16 protein-coding genes are annotated in these 17,790 nt (G+C 71.9%); 3 read left to right on the forward strand and 13 right to left on the reverse strand.

The annotated features are described in order from the left end of the window. Positions 1-114: 114 nt before the first annotated feature. From IW248_RS08480 to IW248_RS08495, 4 genes are all read right to left on the reverse strand, one after another. Positions 115-534, reverse strand: coding sequence for a TOBE domain-containing protein (locus tag IW248_RS08480; protein ID WP_231396232.1), 420 nt, complete (start codon positions 532-534; stop codon positions 115-117). A gap of 491 nt (positions 535-1,025) precedes the next feature. Then, entirely contained in the window at positions 1,026-1,418 is a 393-nt protein-coding gene (locus IW248_RS08485; protein ID WP_196930095.1) for an SCO5389 family protein, read from the reverse strand. A gap of 213 nt (positions 1,419-1,631) precedes the next feature. Then, a complete protein-coding gene (gene smpB / locus IW248_RS08490) occupies positions 1,632-2,123 on the reverse strand; it encodes an SsrA-binding protein SmpB (protein ID WP_124822617.1) in 492 nt (163 codons plus the stop codon). Between the two features lie 43 nt (positions 2,124-2,166). Then, positions 2,167-4,404, reverse strand: a complete 2,238-nt coding sequence (locus IW248_RS08495) for a hypothetical protein (protein WP_196926459.1) — start codon at positions 4,402-4,404, stop codon at positions 2,167-2,169. A gap of 151 nt (positions 4,405-4,555) precedes the next feature. Here IW248_RS08495 and IW248_RS08500 point away from each other — a divergent pair, with 151 nt between their 5' ends. The 3 genes from IW248_RS08500 (at position 4,556) to IW248_RS08510 (ending at position 9,691) form a co-directional block, all read left to right on the forward strand. Then, positions 4,556-6,214, forward strand: coding sequence for an NAD(P)/FAD-dependent oxidoreductase (locus IW248_RS08500; protein ID WP_196926460.1), 1,659 nt, complete (start codon positions 4,556-4,558; stop codon positions 6,212-6,214). Further along, positions 6,211-7,668, forward strand: a complete 1,458-nt coding sequence (locus IW248_RS08505) for an ATP-binding protein (protein WP_196926461.1) — start codon at positions 6,211-6,213, stop codon at positions 7,666-7,668. The genes IW248_RS08500 and IW248_RS08505 overlap by 4 nt, the downstream gene beginning before the upstream one ends. A 76-nt stretch (positions 7,669-7,744) precedes the next feature. Beyond that, positions 7,745-9,691, forward strand: a complete 1,947-nt coding sequence (locus IW248_RS08510; protein WP_196930096.1) for an ABC transporter ATP-binding protein — start codon at positions 7,745-7,747, stop codon at positions 9,689-9,691. A gap of 52 nt (positions 9,692-9,743) precedes the next feature. Here IW248_RS08510 and IW248_RS08515 read toward each other — a convergent pair whose 3' ends face one another. The 9 genes from IW248_RS08515 to IW248_RS08555 all read right to left on the reverse strand — a co-directional run bounded on the left by IW248_RS08515 (position 9,744) and on the right by IW248_RS08555 (position 17,769). Next, positions 9,744-11,315, reverse strand: a complete 1,572-nt coding sequence (locus IW248_RS08515; protein ID WP_196926462.1) for a nucleotidyl transferase AbiEii/AbiGii toxin family protein — start codon at positions 11,313-11,315, stop codon at positions 9,744-9,746. Between the two features lie 22 nt (positions 11,316-11,337). Further along, positions 11,338-12,147, reverse strand: a complete 810-nt coding sequence (locus IW248_RS08520) for an SAM-dependent methyltransferase (RefSeq protein ID WP_196926463.1) — start codon at positions 12,145-12,147, stop codon at positions 11,338-11,340. A gap of 173 nt (positions 12,148-12,320) precedes the next feature. Then, positions 12,321-12,569, reverse strand: a complete 249-nt coding sequence (locus tag IW248_RS08525) for a hypothetical protein (RefSeq protein ID WP_196926464.1) — start codon at positions 12,567-12,569, stop codon at positions 12,321-12,323. Between the two features lies 1 nt (position 12,570). Further along, positions 12,571-13,080 (reverse strand): NUDIX domain-containing protein, encoded by a 510-nt coding sequence (locus IW248_RS08530; RefSeq protein ID WP_196926465.1) that lies wholly within the window; start codon positions 13,078-13,080, stop codon positions 12,571-12,573. 53 nt (positions 13,081-13,133) lie between these two features. After that, positions 13,134-13,775, reverse strand: a complete 642-nt coding sequence (locus tag IW248_RS08535; RefSeq protein ID WP_196926466.1) for an SRPBCC family protein — start codon at positions 13,773-13,775, stop codon at positions 13,134-13,136. Beyond that, complete coding sequence (locus IW248_RS08540; protein ID WP_124822611.1) at positions 13,775-14,140, reverse strand: ArsR/SmtB family transcription factor; 366 nt, start codon at positions 14,138-14,140, stop codon at positions 13,775-13,777. Before IW248_RS08540 ends, IW248_RS08535 begins: the two co-directional genes overlap by 1 nt. Before the next feature lie 28 nt (positions 14,141-14,168). Continuing rightward, positions 14,169-16,259 (reverse strand): xanthine dehydrogenase family protein molybdopterin-binding subunit, encoded by a 2,091-nt coding sequence (locus IW248_RS08545; protein WP_196926467.1) that lies wholly within the window; start codon positions 16,257-16,259, stop codon positions 14,169-14,171. Continuing rightward, positions 16,256-17,239 (reverse strand): FAD binding domain-containing protein, encoded by a 984-nt coding sequence (locus IW248_RS08550; protein ID WP_196926468.1) that lies wholly within the window; start codon positions 17,237-17,239, stop codon positions 16,256-16,258. The genes IW248_RS08545 and IW248_RS08550 overlap by 4 nt, the downstream gene beginning before the upstream one ends. Beyond that, positions 17,236-17,769: a 2Fe-2S iron-sulfur cluster-binding protein gene (locus IW248_RS08555; RefSeq protein ID WP_196930097.1), complete on the reverse strand. Its 534-nt coding sequence runs from the start codon at positions 17,767-17,769 to the stop codon at positions 17,236-17,238. The genes IW248_RS08550 and IW248_RS08555 overlap by 4 nt, the downstream gene beginning before the upstream one ends. Between the last annotated feature and the right edge of the window lie 21 nt (positions 17,770-17,790).

Genomic DNA, 17,790 nt, shown 5'->3' on the forward strand with positions numbered 1-17,790 from the left:
GCCCGACCGTTCCCGCGTTCGTCCGGCCGATCGTTTCCGCGTTCGTCCGCCCGATCGTTCCCGCGTTCGTCCGCCCGATCGTCCCCGCGTTCGTCCGGCCGACCGTTCCCGCCCTCATCCGGCCGACCGTCCCCGCGCCGGGGCGGGTGCGGCCCGCTCCACCACGACCGTGGTCGACTTGATCACCGCAACGGCCACCGAACCGACCCGCAGGTCGAGCTCGTCGACGGCCTCCCGGCTCATCAGCGACACGACCCGGAACGGGCCCGCCTGGATGTCGACCTGGGCCATCACCGTGTCCTTGCGGACGTCGACGACGATGCCGCGCAGCCGGTTGCGGGCCGAGGAAAGCTCGGCGCCAGCGTCCGGGTCGGCGGCCTGAGCGCGAGCGAACGCCGCCAGGTCGACGCCGTCGACGACCCGGTGGCCGTGCTCGTCACGCCCGGCCGTCAGGCGCCCGGCGTCCACCCACCGGCGAATGGTGTCGGCGCTGACGCCGAGCAGGTCCGCGGCCTCCCCGATCCGGTACGTCATCACCAGCTCACCTTAACTCCCGCATTTGCCAGGGCGGAAGGCCGGTATGGGCAGCAACCGCATGGACAAATGGCTATCGATGCCAGCAGCTGCGTCTTCCTGTGCTGTCTCAGGACGCATGCGGCTCCCTCGGGGCGCCCGCAAGATCGTGCTCGAACCAGGATGTAGTGGCCTCATCGATACGTCGACACCACTACTTCCTGGTTCCAGCACGATCTGGGCGCGGGGCGCGGGGCGCGGGGCGCGGGGCGCGGGGCGCGGGGCGCGGGGCGCGGGGCGCGGGGCGCGGGGCGACCCAAACCCCGCTCACGGTCGGTCGGGCACGGTGTCCGTCCTCAAGATTCGCGCAATATCAGGGATGTTGCTGCCTCTCCAGCGTCCGAGGCAGCAACATCCGGGAAGTTGCGTAGATCTTGGAGCGTGGGTGTGGGTGTGGGTGTGGGTGTGGGTGTGCGGCGGGCGGGCTCGCGGGAGCCCGCCCGCCGTGAGGGTCAGCAGTTGCGGAGTTCGGGGGACTGGTTGAGCAGTTGGCCACGGGTCGACACGAACCGGCGGTAGCGCTCGCTGTCGGCGGCCGACGGGCGGAACGCGGCGACGCGGTGGCAGTTCTGGAAGGCCAGGCGTACGCCGAAGTGCCGCTCCAGGCCGGCGCGGATCGCGTCGCTGGCCAGCGCGCGGAGCAGTTGACCCCGGTCGTCGTCGGTGGGCGGCGGGACGACGTTGTCGGCCAGTTCGGCGTCGCCGGCTTCCAGTTCGGCGACGACCCGGCTGACGGTGGCCCAGGCGTACGGCAGCGAGTCGCGGACGCACGCGATGAACGCCTCGTCGTCGACGGGGCCCCGTTCGGCGGCGTCGAGCAGGGTGGGCGGGACGGTGAGCGACATGGTTCTCCTCCGCATCAGCAAATGATTACCGTTTTCAACAACGGCCTCGACTGAGCAGACCACGTCTCTCGGACGACGTCAACGATGTCCCCGGCGCGCCGCGCCGGGGACCCACGCACAGCCGCGCGAAGGCACCCGCACAAGGGCACCCGCGAAGAGCGCCCGCACAAGAGCACGTGCGGACGAACCGTGTCCTGGGTGAACGCGGGCGCGTCAGGGCCTGCGGGGGTGGCCCTTGAGGTGCCGGCCCAGCTCGCGGGCGATCTCCCGGTTGGCGTCGCGCTCGGCCAGCGTCTGCCGCTTGTCGTAGGAGCGCTTGCCCTTGGCGAGGGCCAACTCGACCTTGGCGTAGCCGTTCTCGAAGTACATCGACAGCGGGACGAGGGTCACGCCGCCCTCGCGGACCTTGTCCAGGATCCGGTCGATCTCGGCCCGGTGCAGGAGCAGTTTGCGGTTGCGGCGCGGGGCGTGGTTGGTCCAGGTGCCGTAGGTGTACTCGGCGATGTGCAGGCCGTACAGCACGATCTCGCCGTCGCGTTCGTGTGCGAACGCGTCCACCAGCGAGGCCCGCCCCTCGCGCAGTGACTTCACCTCGGTGCCGACCAGCACGATGCCCGCCTCGTACGTGCGCAGCACGGTGTACTCGTGCCGGGCCTTCTTGTTCGAGGCGATCAACCGGCGTGCGGGCGGCTTGGACGGGGTCACCAGGCGACGATATCCGGCCGCCGGGGCAGGCGTGCCGCCCGGCTCAGTCGCGTGCCGGGCGCGCGGGGCGTAGTCGCGCGGTCAAATCCCGTACCGCGTCCGCGAACGCCTCCTGTGACTCACACGGCCAGTGTCCGAGGATCGGTGGGGGAACGCTGTCGCTGGGGGCTGGCACCACGTCCTGCGGGTCGGTCAACCGCCGGTCCACGGTCGCCGCCGGCCCGGTCAGCGTCTCGGCCTCCCCGGGGCGGTGGGAGGCGAAGATCCAGCCGCCGATCGGGTCGGTGTCGCGCCACAGGTTGATCCAGCGCCAACCGACCCGTTCGCCGATCTCCCGCAGCGCCGGCTCGTCGGCGTATGCCGGGAACAGCCGGGAGTACAGCCGGCCCAGCGGCGACCCGTAGGTCAGCAGGGCGACCCGCTCGGTGATCCGGGTGGGTAGTTGCAGAACCGTGGCGGCGAGCAGCACCGAGCCGTGGCTGTGTCCGGCCAGCAGCACACAGTGCCCCTGCTCCACCAGGTAGGTGATCCGTTTGGCCAGCTCCGGCACGGCCCGCTCGGCGTAGCAGGGTGGCGCGAACGGGTGCGCGGCCCGGGGCCAGAAGGTGCCCAGATCCCAGAGCACACCCACGTACCGGCGGAACTGCGCTGTCCGGTACGCGAAGATGCCGCCCACCACCAGGCCGAGCAGGATCGCGGCGATCACGTAACTACCCGACCCGATCAGGAAGTTGACCATGCCTTCCGGCACTCCGACGTAGCGCTGCGCCACGTCGCCGGGTAGGAGCTGGAGCAGGCCGAGCACGCTGGTGGCCAGGCCGAGCGCCGCCAGGGCGGCGTACACCACGGAGAGCGGTTCCAACCGTTCGGTGAAGCGGGCCCGGGCCACCGCGTGCTCGACCCGCCGCAGCCGGGCCGCCGCCTGCGGCGGCGCGTCCGGGAAGTCGGCGGCCACGATCGCCCGCGCGGCCCGCCGCCGCCCGCGCCGGGTCAGCCTGGTGACCAGGCCGGCCACCAGCAGCGCGATTACCACGGCCAGGAAGAACCCGAAGATCGCCCACTTGTACGCCAGCGGAGGGCTGGTCTCCAGGCCGTCCGCGGTCGTCCCCTCGCGATCGAGCAGGTCCGCCACCCGGTAGACCAGCTCGGCCGAGAACGCCACGGCGAGCCCGGCCGAGATCGTCATGAAGACCGGCGCTCCCAACGCGCGTATGGGTGACCTGCGCTGCCCGCCGCCCCGCCGCCAGATCACCAGCACGGCGAGGACGGCCACCAGCACGGTCTGGCTGACGAACATCCAGGCCACGATCGCGCTGTAACCGGGCAGCGCACCGCCCTGCGGCCACGGCGCCGGGCTGATGACGACGTGCACGATCACCAACATCGTCACGCCGCAGGCGGTGGTGCGCAGCCCGCGGAATACGCCGTCCACCCGGGGTGACGGGTCGGTGCGGTCGATGCTCGGCACCACGGTGACCAGGACCAGGCAGGCCAGTAGCACCGCCGCGGTGACGGTCAGCAGGATCACCATCACCCACGAGCGGTGCTGGCTGGCCCGCGCGGCCAGCAGGCTGGCGCTCAGCGTGCCGAAGGCGGCCGCGACGTGGACCGAGCGCAGCCGACCCACCAGCGGCTCGCCGTCCCACTGGCCGACGGCGCTCAGCTGGTGTTTCGACGCCGGCGTCGACGGCGTCCGGAACGCGTCGAACGAATGGCCCGGGCGAGCGCCCAGCCACCAGACGAGCCCGATGGCGGCGACCGGCACGAGCGCCAGCACACCCAGGCGCAGCCCGGTGGGGCGTCCGCCGAGCCAGGACAGCCAGCTCCGGCCGGCCAGGCACGACGGGGTGTCCATGCAGCGCCACGCGATCAGGTCCAGCGCTACCCCGACGATGGAGAGCACGTAGAGCACGGTGAGGGTGAGGGCGAGCACCCGGCACAGCGCCATGAAGCCGCGCTGCGAGACGGTGTTCGCCGGGCGCATCCAGAGCGCCACGTTGCAGAGCATGAACGGCAGCAGGAAGACCAGCGACAGCGTCCGCACGGCCGTACCGGACGGCAGGTCGCTCCAGCGGTACGCCTCCAGCGTCACCCCGTCCGTCCCGGTGGAGTCCGGATAGCCGGGGCGCGGTCGGTAGAACCCTCCGCTGCGGTCCCCGGCGACCTGGTGCACGTGCGGCCGGTCCAACACCTGGTCCGCCCCCGCGCCGGAGACACCGTGCACGCGCAGCTCCACGATCCCGCCCGACGGCGTCGGTCCGGTCGGTGTCGCGTCCGCCATGGGCCCCCCGAGGTGTGCGCGGCAACCGGGCGGGTCGTCGATGTCCGGCCACCCGCGCGGCTCCCCGGCTTACCCGTCCGCGAGGCGGTCAACCGTGGGCCGGGCCCTGGCGATGGTGCGGTCGACCCTCGACAGGTGATTTCATGGCGCCATGGCGAACCCGGTGATCCTGACCGTCGACGACGACCCCGTGGTGTCCCGGGCGGTCGCCCGGGACATCCGGCGCCGCTACGGCGACCGCTACCGGGTGCTGCGTGCCTCCTCCGGGCCGGAGGCGCTGGACGCGTTGCGAGAGGTCAAGCTGCGCGGCGAACCTGTGGCGTTGCTGCTGGCCGACCACCGGATGCCGGAGATGACAGGCGTCGAGTTCCTCGAAGCGGCCATGGACATCTTCCCGGCCGCCCGCCGGGTGCTGCTCACCGCGTACGCGGACACCGACGCCGCGATCGAGGCCATCAACGTGGTCGACCTGGACCACTACCTGCTCAAGCCCTGGCACCCGCCGGAGGAGAAGCTGTACCCGGTGGTCGACGGGCTGCTGGAGGCGTGGGCGGTCACCCCGGACGCGGCCAGCGCCGAGATCCGGGTCGTCGGGCACCGTTGGTCGGCGCCGTCGTTCAAGGTCCGTGACTTCCTGGCCCGCAACCTGGTGCCGTACCGATGGCTGTTGTCCGATGATCCGGAGGGCGTCCGGCTGCTCGACGCGGCCGGGGCCACCGAGGCGGACGTACCGCTGGTGGTGACGCCCGAGGGCAAGGCGTTGATCGCCCCGAGCGAGGCCGAGTTGGCCGCGCTGGCCGGGCTGACAGTGGTGCCGGCGTGTGACTTCTACGACCTGGTGGTGATCGGCGGCGGCCCCGCCGGTCTCGGCTCGGCCGTGTACGGCGCGTCGGAGGGGCTGCGCACCGTGCTCGTGGAACGGCGTGCGACCGGCGGTCAGGCCGGGCAGAGCAGCCGGATCGAGAATTACCTGGGCTTCCCCGATGGTGTGTCCGGCGCCCAGTTGACCGATCGGGCCCGGCGGCAGGCGGTCAAGTTCGGTGCCGAGCTGCTCAGTGCCCGGGAGGTGGTCGGTCTCAGCGAGGCCGGCGGCGCCCGGCTGCTGCGCTTCGGCGACGGCACCGAGATCGCCGCGCACACGGTGGTGCTGGCCACCGGCGTGTCGTACCGGGTGCTCGACGCCCCGGGCCTGGCCGACTTCACCGGGCGGGGGGTGTTCTACGGCGCCGCCGCCACGGAGGCGCCGAGCTGCGTCGAGCAGGATGTCTACATCGTCGGCGGGGCCAACTCCGCGGGCCAGGCGGCGGTCCACTTCTCCCGGTACGCGTCGAGGGTGCACCTGCTCATCCGTGGTGCGGACCTGACCGCCTCGATGTCGCGTTACCTGATCGACCAGCTGGAACGGATCGACCGGATCACCGTGCACCCGCACACCGCAGTGGTCGGCGGGGCCGGGGACGGTCACCTGGAACGGCTCACCCTCTGCGACACCCGCACCGGGGAGGCCCGCTCGGTCGACACCTCCTGGCTGTTCATCTTCATCGGCGCGGAGCCCCGTACCGACTGGCTGGACGGGGTGCTGGTCCGCGACGGGCGCGGTTTCATCGTGACCGGCCCGGATCTGCTCGCCGGAGGACGGCGGCCGGCCGGCTGGTCGCTGTCGCGCGACCCGTACCACCTGGAGACCAGCGTGCCGGGCGTGTTCGCCGCCGGGGACGTGCGGGCCGAGTCGGTCAAGCGGGTCGCTTCGGCCGTCGGCGAGGGTGCGATGGCCGTGTCGCTGGTGCACCGATACCTGGAGGCTCAATGAGCACGGATAGTGGCCGGCTGACACCGGCGCAGTTGCGCACCCTGTTCCTGTTCGAGTCCCTCGACGACAGGCAACTCGAGTGGCTGGCCGAGCGCGGCCGGGTCGAGCAGCGTGCCGGGGGCACCCTCGTATACGCCGAGGGGGAGCCCGGGACCTGCTTCTTCGTGCTGGTGCGCGGTGCGGTGGCGCTGAGCCGCCAGGTGCGCGGAGACGAGATCGAGGTCAGCCGCACCGACCAGCGCGGCGTGTACGGCGGGGCGGTCCAGGCCTACCTGGGTGACCAGGTCGACCAGATCTACCGCAACAGCATGCGGGCGGTGGTCGACTCGGACTTCTTCGTGCTGCCGGCGGAGGACTTCGCGTACGCCCTGCGGTCCTGGTTCCCGATGCCCATGCACCTGCTGGAGGGGCTGTTCCTCGGCCTGCGGAACAGCCAGGCCATCGTCGGCGAACGGGAGCGGCTGTTGGCGCTCGGTTCGCTGTCGGCGGGGCTGACCCACGAGCTGAACAACCCGGCCGCGGCGGCGGTACGGGCCACCTCGGTGCTGCGGGACCGGGTCGCCGGGATGCGGCACAAGCTCGCGATGGTCGCCGACGGTCGGCTCGACGGGCGCGCCCTGCATGGCTTGGTCTCCTTGCAGGAGGAGGCGGTAGCCCGGGTGGCCACCGCGCCGAAGTTGACCCCGATGGAAACCGCCGACGCCGAGGACACCCTCACCGACTGGCTGGAGGAGCACGGGGTCAACGGTGCCTGGGACCTGGCCCCGATCCTGGTCGGCGGTGGTCTCGACGCGGCCTGGTTGGCGCAGGTGAAGGCCGCGGTCGGCGCCGCGGACCTGGAGGCGGCGGTGCGCTGGCTCACCTACACCGTCGACACCGAGCTGCTGATGCGCGAGATCGGCGACGCGGTCACCCGGATCTCCGGGCTCGTGGACGCCGCCAAGCAGTACTCGCAGCTGGACCGCGCGCCGCACCGGGTGGTGGACGTGCACGACCTGCTCGACGCCACGCTCGTGATGTTCAAGGGCAAGATCCCCCCCGAGGTCAAGCTGGTCCGCGAGTACGACCGGAGCCTCCCACCGGTGCCGGCGTACGCGGCCGAGCTGAACCAGGTGTGGACCAACCTGATCGACAACGCGTTGGGCGCGATGGGGGAGAAGGGCGTGCTGACCGTCCAGACCGGACGGGTCGGCGACCAGTTGGCGGTGGAGGTCACCGACACCGGGCCGGGTATCCCGCCGGAGGTGCGTCCACGCATCTTCGAGCCGTTCTTCACCACGAAGCCGGTCGGCTCGGGCACCGGTTTGGGGTTGGACATCTCGTACCGGATCGTGGTGCACAAACACCACGGCGACATCCGGGTGGAGACCGAGCCGGGCCGGACCACGTTCCGGGTCCTGTTGCCGATCACGGAGGGTGCACCGGACGTGCCACGCGACGCGCCGGCTACCTAGAGACATCGGGTGGTTGCGGGCAGTAGTCTCGGGCGGCGTTCGTGATCCCGCCCCCGAGGAGGGTTCCGTGGAGTCGATGGCCCGCCAGCGCACCCCCGTCGAGGACGACCAGCCGGACGATCCACCCGGCGCGATGCTGCCGGAGTTGGAGGATCGGGACTGGCTGCACCACGCGCAGGAGTTCGCGCACACCAGCTTCTGGGCGGTGGCCCGCCGACTGCCCCGGCTGGTCCGGGAAGCGGTCGGCCTGGCCTGGTCCACCAACCGTCGGGACACGATCGCCTCCATCGGCCTCAACATCGCCGCCGGGGTGATGACCACCTTCGGCCTGCTCGCCACGACCAGCGTGCTCCGCGAGTTGTTCGCCGCCGGTCCCACCCCGGACCGGGTCCGTTCGGCCCTGCCGGCCCTGATCGTGGCCGCGGCGGCGGTGTCGGCACGGGGTGGCCTGACCATCGCGGCCGGCTGGGCCCAGGCCCGGCTGACCCCGCAGATCAACTACCAGGTGGAGCTGCGTCTGTTCGAGGCCACCACGGCTGTGGACCTGGCCGCGTTCGACGACGCCGGCTTCGCCGAGGAGATGGACCGCGCGCGCGACCGGGGGATGGGCGAGGCGGCGTGGATCGTCGACCACACCGTCAACCTGGTCACCGGCGTGGTCGGCATGCTCGCCACCGCCGTAGCGGTGACAGTCATCCAACCGCTGCTGTTGCCCTGCCTGCTCCTCGCCGCGATTCCCCAGGCGATCACGGCCGTGCGGATGGCCCGCCGGGAATACCTGGCGATGCTGGCCCGGATCACCCGGCGACGCCGGATGTGGATGCTGGCCCACCTGATGGCCAACCGGCACACCGCCGCGGAGGTGCGCGCGTACCAGATGCGCGAGTTCCTGCTCGCCGAGTATCGCGGGGTGATGGCGGTCGAGACCCGCGCCCAACTGCGGCTGGTCCGCTCGCAGACCGGCACCCGGGTTATCGGCGCCACGGTGGCGGGGCTGGCCACCTTCGGTGTGTACGCGGTCCTCGGTGGCCTGCTGCTGAGCGGGATGGTCGCCCTCGCCGCCGCGGCGACCGCTCTGCTCGCGCTGCAGTCCGCGCGGACCAGCCTGGGAGTGGCGGTCGTCGCCACCAACTCGCTGTACGAGGACGCCCTCTACTACCAGGACTACCGGGACTTCCTGGCCCGTGCCCACGCCCGGGTGCCGATCGGGGGCGACCGGGTGGCCGACGGTGTCGGCGTGATCGAGGTGGACGACGTGAGCCTGAGCTATCCGGACACCGATGCCCCGGCGGTGGACGGGGTCAGCCTGACCATCCGCCGGGGTGAGGTGATCGCACTGGTCGGCGAGAACGGCTCCGGCAAGACCACCCTGGCCAAGCTGATCGCGGGGCTCTATCAGCCGACCGGCGGGGTGATCCGCTGGGACGGGGTCGACGCCGCCGAGTTGGACCCGCACACCCTGGGCGCCCAGGTGGCCGTGATGACCCAGGAGTGGTGGAAGTTCCCGTTCACCGCCGGGCAGAACATCCGCGTCGGGCGGCACGACCGCCCGCCGGACCGGTCCGGCCCGAGTGTTCAGGAGGCGGCCGGCGCGGCCGCCGCGCACGACATGATCGTCGGCCTGCCGCACGGCTACGACACGCTGCTCGACCGGGAGTTCAAGGATGGCCACGAGCTGTCCGGCGGGCAGTGGCAGCGGCTGGTCGCGGCGCGCGGCCTCTATCGGGACGCCGCCCTGCTGATCTGTGACGAACCCTCGGCCGCCCTGGACGCGCGTGCCGAACACGCCCTGTTCCAGCACCTACGTCGTCGCCCCGACCGGGCGGTCGTCCTGATCACCCATCGGCTGGCCAACGTCCGGCACGCCGACCGGATCCTCGTGCTGGAGCGGGGCCGCCTCGTCCAGCAGGGCAGTCACGACGAGCTGATGGCGGCCGGTGGCCTCTACCGGGAGCTGTTCACCCTGCAGGCCAGCGGCTACCTGACCGGCGCCGACGAACGCCGCCCCGCCGACACCCGCTGACCAGATTGCGCTGAGCCGAGCCACGGAGACTGCCGCGGACCGACGCGGCGGGCTAGGTCCAGGCGCGGTCGAGGGCCATCGCCAGCCGCTGTGTCCACTGCTCCACGGTGCCCTCGATACCGGGGTACTCGTCGGTGAAGTTGTCCCAGTCGACGCCCCAGGTCAGCACGGTCTCGGCGACGAAGCGGTCGGCTTCGTAGGCGAGTTCCGGTCGCATGAGCCGGCGGACCAGGTCCAGGTCGACGGTGGTGGTCTCGGCGAGGAGGACCGCGTCGTAGAGGTCCTTGCCCTGCGGATACGAGTCGGTGGCCAGCCACAGCAGCTTCCACGCCAGCGCCAGCGCGGCGGGTGCGGCCAGCATCGACTCCGCGACACCCGGCAGCATGACCGTCTCCGGTGGGAGGGGAAGTTGTTCGCCGAAGACGATGTCGATCTGTACGTGGCCGTCCGGTGCCCCGGGCACGCTGAACGGGACGATGAGGCGGCGGCCGTCGGCTCGCTCGTACGTCCAGATGGCGGCCTCGCTGATCCGGTCCGGTCGCAGGCCGGCATCCGGGGCGGCCCGGACGGCGGCCTTGACGGCGTCGAGGAGCGCACGGGCGTCGGCACTGTCGCTGGTGATCATGTGCGGGACGACGACGAAGTCGAGATCGCCCGGCTCGCGGGCGCGGTCACCCACCTGGGCCGGCATGAGGACACTGCCGCGCAGCATGAGATGGCGGCTCTCGGGGATCGCCGCGATGACCGCCAGGACCTGTCGCATCGCGGCGCGTCGGGCGGTGGTCCACCGCTCACCGGTGGCGGCCACGAGGAAGTCGGGCTCACCAGACCGGTACGCGTTCGGATAGTGCCTGAGTGCCGGATCGAACGCTGCCCGCTGGCGGACGGGCACGTCGGCGGGCAGTGGTCGGTAGGTCGGCGGGTAGTCAGGCGAGCCCTCCGGCGCGGACCTCATGGTGTTCTCGTGCTCCACCTGCCACTCGTTCACGCGGCTTTCGGGCACGTCCAGCCAGCGGTCGTCATGTGCCAGGTTGTTGTCGAACACGACGTACTCCTGCTCGACGGCGACGGGCTCGTGGCCGGCGGCGGCCAGGGTCGCGACGAGGTCGTCCAGGCGCTGCTTGGCGGTGGCGAGCCCGACGCCGTGGCAGCGCTGGTTGACGAACCGTTCCTGCGCACCACCAGCGCGTTCCCGGCGGGCGTTGCGGGACAGCCGCGCCCCGTGCGGCTCGACCAGATCGGTGAGCGCCAACACCTGCGCCACCACCGGGCCGGTCAGCAGCAGTTTGACGTGATGCTCGAAGTACCGACCTGCCGGCTCCGCCGCCGCCTGCTCGTCCGACTGCGGCACACCGACGCACCACGGTGCCGCTTCGATCTTCGTGCGGTTCACGTACATGCCGGTGGCCCGCAGCTCGCGTTGCCAGCGCTGCGCCACGGCCTTTTGCTCGGCCAGCGTGCCGCGCCCGGTCAGGGTGAGCATCGGCTGGGCGGCGAACGTGCCCCGGTCGAGCACGATGTGCACGAACTTCAGCCCGTGCCGGGCCGCGAAGGCAGACAGCGCGTCCGCCTCGTGATCTCGAACCGTGATGTGGATTTCGAAGTCCCCCGACACCTCACGCATCGGCGGAGTCTATGCCAGGGCGTCAGAGCACGCGGGCGACGCCGCAGTAGCCATCGACCGGGGCCGGGGGCCTGCTGTCGGTACGCCAGTGCCCCAGCGGCACGACACCCGGCTCGACCAGGTCGAGGCCGTCGAAGAACGCCGTGAAGTCCGCGACCGCACGCAGGTGGTACGGCAGGGCACCGCTTTCGTTGTACTGCCGATGCGACTCGATGACCCGCTCGCTGGTAGCCGTACCGTCGGACATCGCCAGGAAGCTGCCCGGCGGTAGGGACGAGACCAGAGCGTCGACGATGGCCCGCGCCTCGGCCGGCTTCTCGACGTGACCCATGACGCCCAGCAGCATCAGCGCGATCGGCGCACCGAAGTCCAGTGTGTCCCGAGCGGCCTGGACGATCTTCTCCGGGTCGCGCAGGTCGACGTCGACGTACTGGGTGGCGCCCTCCTGGCTGCTGGTCAGCAGCACCCGGGCGTGCGCGAGAACCATCGGGTCGTTGTCGACGTAGACGACGCGCGCCTGCGGCGTGATCCGTTGGGCGACCTGGTGGGTGTTGTCGGCCGTGGGCAGGCCGGTACCGACGTCGAGGAACTGACGGATCCCCGCCTCCGCGGCGAGATAGGTTACGGCTCGTCCGAGAAACGCGCGCGAATACCGGGCCGCCTCGACGATTTCCGGGAAGACCGCCCGTACCTGTTGGCCGACCTCGCGATCCGGGGCGAAGTTGTCCTTACCGCCGAGCCAGTAGTTCCACACCCGTGCCGAGTGCGGCACCGTCGTGTCCAGCTTGGCGGCCGAACCTCCCACCGGCTGCTCAGCGTGGTCCTGCGACATGTCCGTCTCCCCTTACCAGCCATGCGATGTCGAGGCCGTAGCCTAGCGGCGCGGCGACGCTCGCTGATACTGCGGATCGACGTAACCCTTGATGGCGGCAACGGCCACGGTCAGAGGTCGTCGGGCCACCATAATGGATCGAGGCTCTTGCCGTGGCCGTGTGGGCAGGTGCCTTATCCGGTGTTGGAGACGTTCCAGTGGCGGTGGCAGTACGGTGCGTCGCAGGGGCCGCAGAAGCCAGCGTCATCGTAGAAGCCGGCAGTCGTCACGGCGGCGAACCGGTACGGCTCGGTGAAGGCGGCGGCGATCCGCGTCGCTCTCGCCAGATCGACCGAGTCGCCGGTGCCATTGCCGGCTTCGATGCCGGAGAAGATCAGCCACCACTGCTGGTCGCCATGACGCTGTCGGGCGGCGTCGAACACGTCAGGGGGTGCCGGTGAGGAACTCGGCCAGGACCCGCGTGTGGGTGGAGAACGCCAACTCGACCGGGTCGGAGAGCACCAGCCACTCGGTCGCCTCCTCCGTCGGCGTCGACGGTGGCAGGTCCTCGGCCGGCCGCTCGGGCAGCACACCGAAGATCATTATTGTGCCGCCGTGCGGGGCGCCGCGCACCGCGAGCAGTCGGGCGTCCTCGGCGGCCGCGACCAGGCCGGTCTCCTCCCGCAGCTCACGAACGAGGGCTTCGGACCACTCCTCGCCGTACTCGACGAAGCCGCCGGGCAGCGCGAGCAGCCCGCGGGCCGGCTCGATGTCCCGACGGACCACCACGACACCCAGGCCGTCGGCCGTGCGGACCGGCAGCACCGCGACCGCCACGGGCAGCGGGTTGCGCCAGACAGTCTCGCCGCAGGCCGCGCAGACCCGCGGCCATCTGTCGGCCGGCGGGTAGGCGGCGCCGCAGTAGGAGCAGTGCGAGTACGGCGTGCCGGTCATCCGCAGCACGTTACCCCTCGCCGCCGCCCACTCTGCCGCGCCGCCGCTCAGGCTCAGGCCTCCGGGGCGCCGGTGTAGAAGGCGGTGGTGCGTTCGGCGGCGGCCTTCGCCTCGTCGGCGTCGGTGCCGGCGGCGATGCTCGCTTCGCACCACAGCTGGCTGCTCAGCTCCATGGCCCGTCGTCCCTCGGCGGAGGCGGTCCACTCGGCGCCCTGTTCCGGGGTGATCCCGCTGCCGTCGCCGGCCAGGTGCGAGGCGAGGCCGAGCAGCCCGAGGTCCCAGCCGACGCCTACCGCGCCCGGCCCGAACTGGGCCCACCGGTCCTGGTCGACGTGCGCGATGTGGTCCAGGTCGAGGCGGGCCCGCTCGTCGCCGACCGGGGTGACCCGCACCTCGATCCAGCTCACCTCGCCGCCCATTTCCCAGGTGGCGGTGAAGCGGTGCGGCGGCTCGCAGCTCTCGACGGTGCCGTGGGCGTTGCCCTGGAGCTGGTACGTGCCGCCCAGCCGCAGGTCGCCGGAGATCGGCAGGAACCAGCGCGGGATGCGCTCGGCGCTGGTGCAGGCGTCCCACAGATCCTCGGCCGTCGCCTGGTAGGTCTGGCTGATCGTGGTGACCCGCGCCTCGCCGGCTTCCAGGGTGCGGCTGCCGACCTTCCGCTGGACGGCGTTGATCTGCTCGGTGGCGTCGAACATCAGGTGTTCCTCTCATCGGGTGGATCGGCGGGCCCGCGCAGCCGACGCTCACGTCGGCCCCGGGCCAGCTCGGTGGCGAGTGCCGCCAGGGGCGGGGCCCAGAACCGGCGGAAGTGCTCCAGCCAGCCGTCGACCTCGCGCAGTGGGCGTGGGTCGACCGCGTAGAGCCGCCGGGTGCCCTCCGGCCGCACGGTGGCGAAGCCGTTGTCGCGCAACACCTTGAGGTGCTGGGACACGGCGGGCTGGGAGATGCCGAACTCCTCGCGGATGACCGCGCTGACCGCACCGGCGGTCTGCTCGCCGTCGGCGAGCAGCTCCAGGATGCGGCGCCGGACCGGATCGCCCAGCACGTCGAAGGCGTGCACGACGACAGTTGTATCACTGACGGCTTATTTAAGCCAAGTCTGATACTCCGATGAGCTTGTCCAGCCGGATCGGCAGCTCCCGGATCCGTACGCCTGTCGCGTGGTGCACCGCGTTGGCGACCGCCGCTGCGGCGCCGACGATGCCGATCTCGCCGATGCCCTTCACTCCGGCCGGGTTCAGCTCGTCGTCCCGTTCGTCCAGCCAGTACGCCTCGACGGACTCCACGTCCGCGCAGCCGGTGATGTGGTAGGTGGCCAGGTCGTGGTTGACCCAGTCGCCGTACCGCTCGTCGAGCAGGCCCTCCTCGTGCAGCGCCATCGACAGCCCCATCGTCATCCCGCCGATGAGCTGGCTGCGCGCCGTCGTCGGGTTCACCACCCGACCCGCCGCGAACACCCCGAGCATCCGGTTCAGCCGCACCTCGCCGGTGTCCGCGTCGACCCGCACCTCGACGAACTGCGCCCCGTACGCGTACCGGGGCAGCGTGGGTTGCCCGCCCACCTCCTCGGTGGTGTCCGCCTCGGTGGTCACCTCGCCGGTCGGCGGCCCACCGTCGCGCAGCTTCTCGCGCAACGCCTGAGCAGCGCGTATCACCGCCCAGCTCCAACTGGCGGTCCCCATCGAGCCGCCGGCCAGCGCCGCCGTCGGCAGCGCGCTGTCCCCGATGCGGATCTCCACCCGCTCCGGCGGCACCCCGAGCGCGTCGGCGGCCACCTGCCAGATCGCCGTCCGGGCGCCGGTGCCGATGTCGGTGGCGTTGATCTGGACCAGGAAGCTCCCGTCCGGCCGGGCGGTGGCCGTCGCCGTGGACGGCCGGGCTCGGGCCGGGTAGCTCGAACCGGCCACCCCCGTCCCGATCAGCCAGCGCCCGTCGCGTCGGGACCGGGGCGACGGATCACGGCCGGACCAGCCGAACCGCTGTGCGCCCTCGCGCAGGCAGGCCACCAGGTTGCGGCTGGTGAACGGGCGTCCCTGATCGGGGTCGACAGCTGTGTCGTTGCGGATGCGCAGCTCCACCGGGTCGATGCCGACGGCGATGGCCAGCTCGTCCACAGCGGACTCCAGGGCGTACGCGCCGGGGCACTCGCCCGGGGCGCGCATCCAGAACGGCGTGGGCACGTCGAGGCGGACCAGCCGGTGCGTGGTGCGGCGGTGCGGTGCGGCGTACATGCTGCGGGTGTAGACGGCTGTCTGCTCGGCGAACTCCCGGATGGTCGAGGTCTGGCTGATCGCGTCGTGGCAGATGGCGGTGAGCCGGCCGTCGGTGTCGGCGGCGAGGCGGACCCGCTGGATGGTGGGGGTGCGGTAGCCGACCGGCCCGAACAGTTGCTGGCGGGTCAGCGCCAACTTGACCGGGCGGTCCACGTGCCGGGCGGCGAGGGCGGCCAGCACCACCGACGCCTTGGCGTACCCCTTGCTGCCGAAGCCGCCGCCGACATGTTCGGCGACGACCCGGATCGACTCCGGCGGCAACTCGAACAGCTCGGCCAGGGTGGCGCGCACCGGTGTCGCGCCCTGGGTGGAGTCGTGCACCAGGAGCCGCCCGTCGTGCCATTGCGCGGTGGTGGCGTGCGGCTCCATCGGGTTGTTGTGGTACGCCGGCGTCCGGTAGGTGACGTCCACCCGCACCGGGGCGGCCGCGTACCCGGCGTCGAAGTCGCCCTCGGCGGTGTCGGTCGGATAGCTGGGGTTGACCTGGTCCGGTTTGTACAGGCCGGGGTGGTCGTCGGTGAGCACTGTGCTGTGCGGGCCGGTGTCGTAGTCGATCCGGACCAGTCGGGCGCCCTCGCGGGCCGTCTCCAGGCTGGTGGCCACCACCACGGCGACGTACTGCCCCCGGTAGTGCACCATCGGCTCCTGCAACAGCCGCAGCTCCGGCTGCGGGCCGGGCGCCATCCGGGGCGCGTTGCCGTGGTGCACCACGGCCAGCACGCCGGGCGACGCCAGCGCCTCCGTCGTGTCGATCCTGGTGATCCGGCCCCGCACCACCGCCGACGGAACCGCCCAGCCGTAGGTGACCCCGTCCACCGGGTACTCCACCGCGTACCGGGCCGTGCCGGTGACCTTGGCGGGGCCCTCCAACCGGGGATACGCCCGTCCGACGGCCCCGGTGCTCACGACGACGCCAGTTCGGTGAGCGCCCGCACGGTGATGGCCCGGGTCAGCGGCAGCTTGAAGCCGTTGTGCCGTAGCGGGCGCGCCTCGGCCAACTCCGCGTCGGCGGCCCGTGCCGCCAGCTCCGGGCTGAACGGACGGCCGCGCAGCTCCTCCTCGGCCCGGTACGCCCGCCACGGCCGGTGCGCCACCGCGCCGTACGCCAGCCGCACGTCGCGGACCACGTCCCCGTCGAGGTCGAGCACCGCAGCCACCGAGCCGGCCGCGAAGGCGAACGAGGCCCGGTCGCGAACCTTGAGGTACGTCGAGCGGCGAGCGGCGGGCAGCGGCGGTAGCCGGACGGCGGTGATCAGCGTGCCCCGAGCGAGGGTGGTCTCCCGCTCCGGGTGGGTGCCGGGGGAGCGGTACAGGTCGGCGATCGGGATGTCGCGGGGGCCGTCGGCCTCGTGCACCTCCACCACCGTGTCGAGGGCGGCCAACGCGACGGCCAGGTCGGACGGGTGGGTGGCCACGCACTGCTCGGACCAGTCCAGCACCGCCAGGTCGCGATTCTGGCCGTGCAGGGCGGCGCAACCGCTGCCCGGCTCCCGTTTGTTGCACGCCTTACTCGTGTCCTGGAAGTAGACGCAGCGGGTGCGCTGCAACAGGTTGCCGCCGGTGGTGGCCATGTTGCGCAGCTGTCCGGAGGCGGCGGCGAGCAGGGCGCGGGCCAGCACCGGGTAGTCGCGGCGCACCACCGGGTGTGCCGCGAGGTCGCTGTTGCGGACGGTCGCGCCGATCCGCAGGCCGCCGTCGGGCACCTCCTCGACGGTGTCGAGCGGGAGCCGGGTCACGTCCACCAGCACGTCGGGGCGCTGTACCCCGAGCTTCATGAGGTCCACCAGGTTGGTGCCACCACCGAGGTAGGCGGCCTGCGGTTCGGCCGTCAGCACGGCGACCGCCTCGGCCACGTCGGCGGGCCGGTGGTAGCGGAACGCCCTCACTGTGTCGCTGCCCTCATAGCGCCGGCAGCCGGCTCGCGCACACCCGCCGTCTCGCGCACGGCCGCGACGATGTGCGGGTACGCGGCGCAGCGGCACAGGTTGCCGGCCATCCGCTCGCGGATCTCCGCGTCGGTCAGTTCGGCGGGCGTGTTCAGGTCGCCGGTGACCGCGCTGGGCCAACCCCGGGAGACCTCGTCGAGCATGCCGCGGGCGGAGCAGAGCTGCCCGGGGGTGCAGTAGCCGCACTGGAACGCGTCGTGCGCGATGAAGGCGGCCTGCAACGGGGACAGTTCGTCCGGCCCGGCCAGCCCTTCGACGGTCACCACCGACCGACCGTCCACGGTGACCGCGAAGACCAGGCAGCTCTTCACCCGGCGGCCGTCCAGCAGCACGGTGCAGGAGCCGCACTGGCCGTGGTCGCAGCCCTTCTTCGCCCCGGTCAGGTCGAGGTGCTCGCGCAGCGTGTCGAGCAGGGTGGTGCGGTTGTCCAGGGTCACCTCGCGGGACGCGCCGTTGACCTCGACCGTCACCCGGGACGAGTGCCGCTCGTC

It is taken from the genome of Micromonospora ureilytica, assembly GCF_015751765.1.
Taxonomy (GTDB): Bacteria; Actinomycetota; Actinomycetes; order Mycobacteriales; family Micromonosporaceae; genus Micromonospora; species Micromonospora ureilytica.

What these genes read in the sequence shown, in the direction of transcription:
- IW248_RS08495 (WP_196926459.1), bottom strand. Translation starts at nt 4,404, where the DNA reads ATGGCGGACGCGACACCGACCGGACCGACGCCGTCGGGCGGGATCGTG.
- IW248_RS08530 (WP_196926465.1), bottom strand. Translation starts at nt 13,080, where the DNA reads ATGACCGGCACGCCGTACTCGCACTGCTCCTACTGCGGCGCCGCCTAC.
- IW248_RS08515 (WP_196926462.1), bottom strand. Translation starts at nt 11,315, where the DNA reads ATGCGTGAGGTGTCGGGGGACTTCGAAATCCACATCACGGTTCGAGAT.
- IW248_RS08480 (WP_231396232.1), bottom strand. Translation starts at nt 534, where the DNA reads ATGACGTACCGGATCGGGGAGGCCGCGGACCTGCTCGGCGTCAGCGCC.
- IW248_RS08485 (WP_196930095.1), bottom strand. Translation starts at nt 1,418, where the DNA reads ATGTCGCTCACCGTCCCGCCCACCCTGCTCGACGCCGCCGAACGGGGC.
- IW248_RS08510 (WP_196930096.1), top strand. Translation starts at nt 7,745, where the DNA reads ATGGCCCGCCAGCGCACCCCCGTCGAGGACGACCAGCCGGACGATCCA.
- IW248_RS08535 (WP_196926466.1), bottom strand. Translation starts at nt 13,775, where the DNA reads ATGTTCGACGCCACCGAGCAGATCAACGCCGTCCAGCGGAAGGTCGGC.
- IW248_RS08505 (WP_196926461.1), top strand. Translation starts at nt 6,211, where the DNA reads ATGAGCACGGATAGTGGCCGGCTGACACCGGCGCAGTTGCGCACCCTG.
- IW248_RS08520 (WP_196926463.1), bottom strand. Translation starts at nt 12,147, where the DNA reads ATGTCGCAGGACCACGCTGAGCAGCCGGTGGGAGGTTCGGCCGCCAAG.
- IW248_RS08500 (WP_196926460.1), top strand. Translation starts at nt 4,556, where the DNA reads ATGGCGAACCCGGTGATCCTGACCGTCGACGACGACCCCGTGGTGTCC.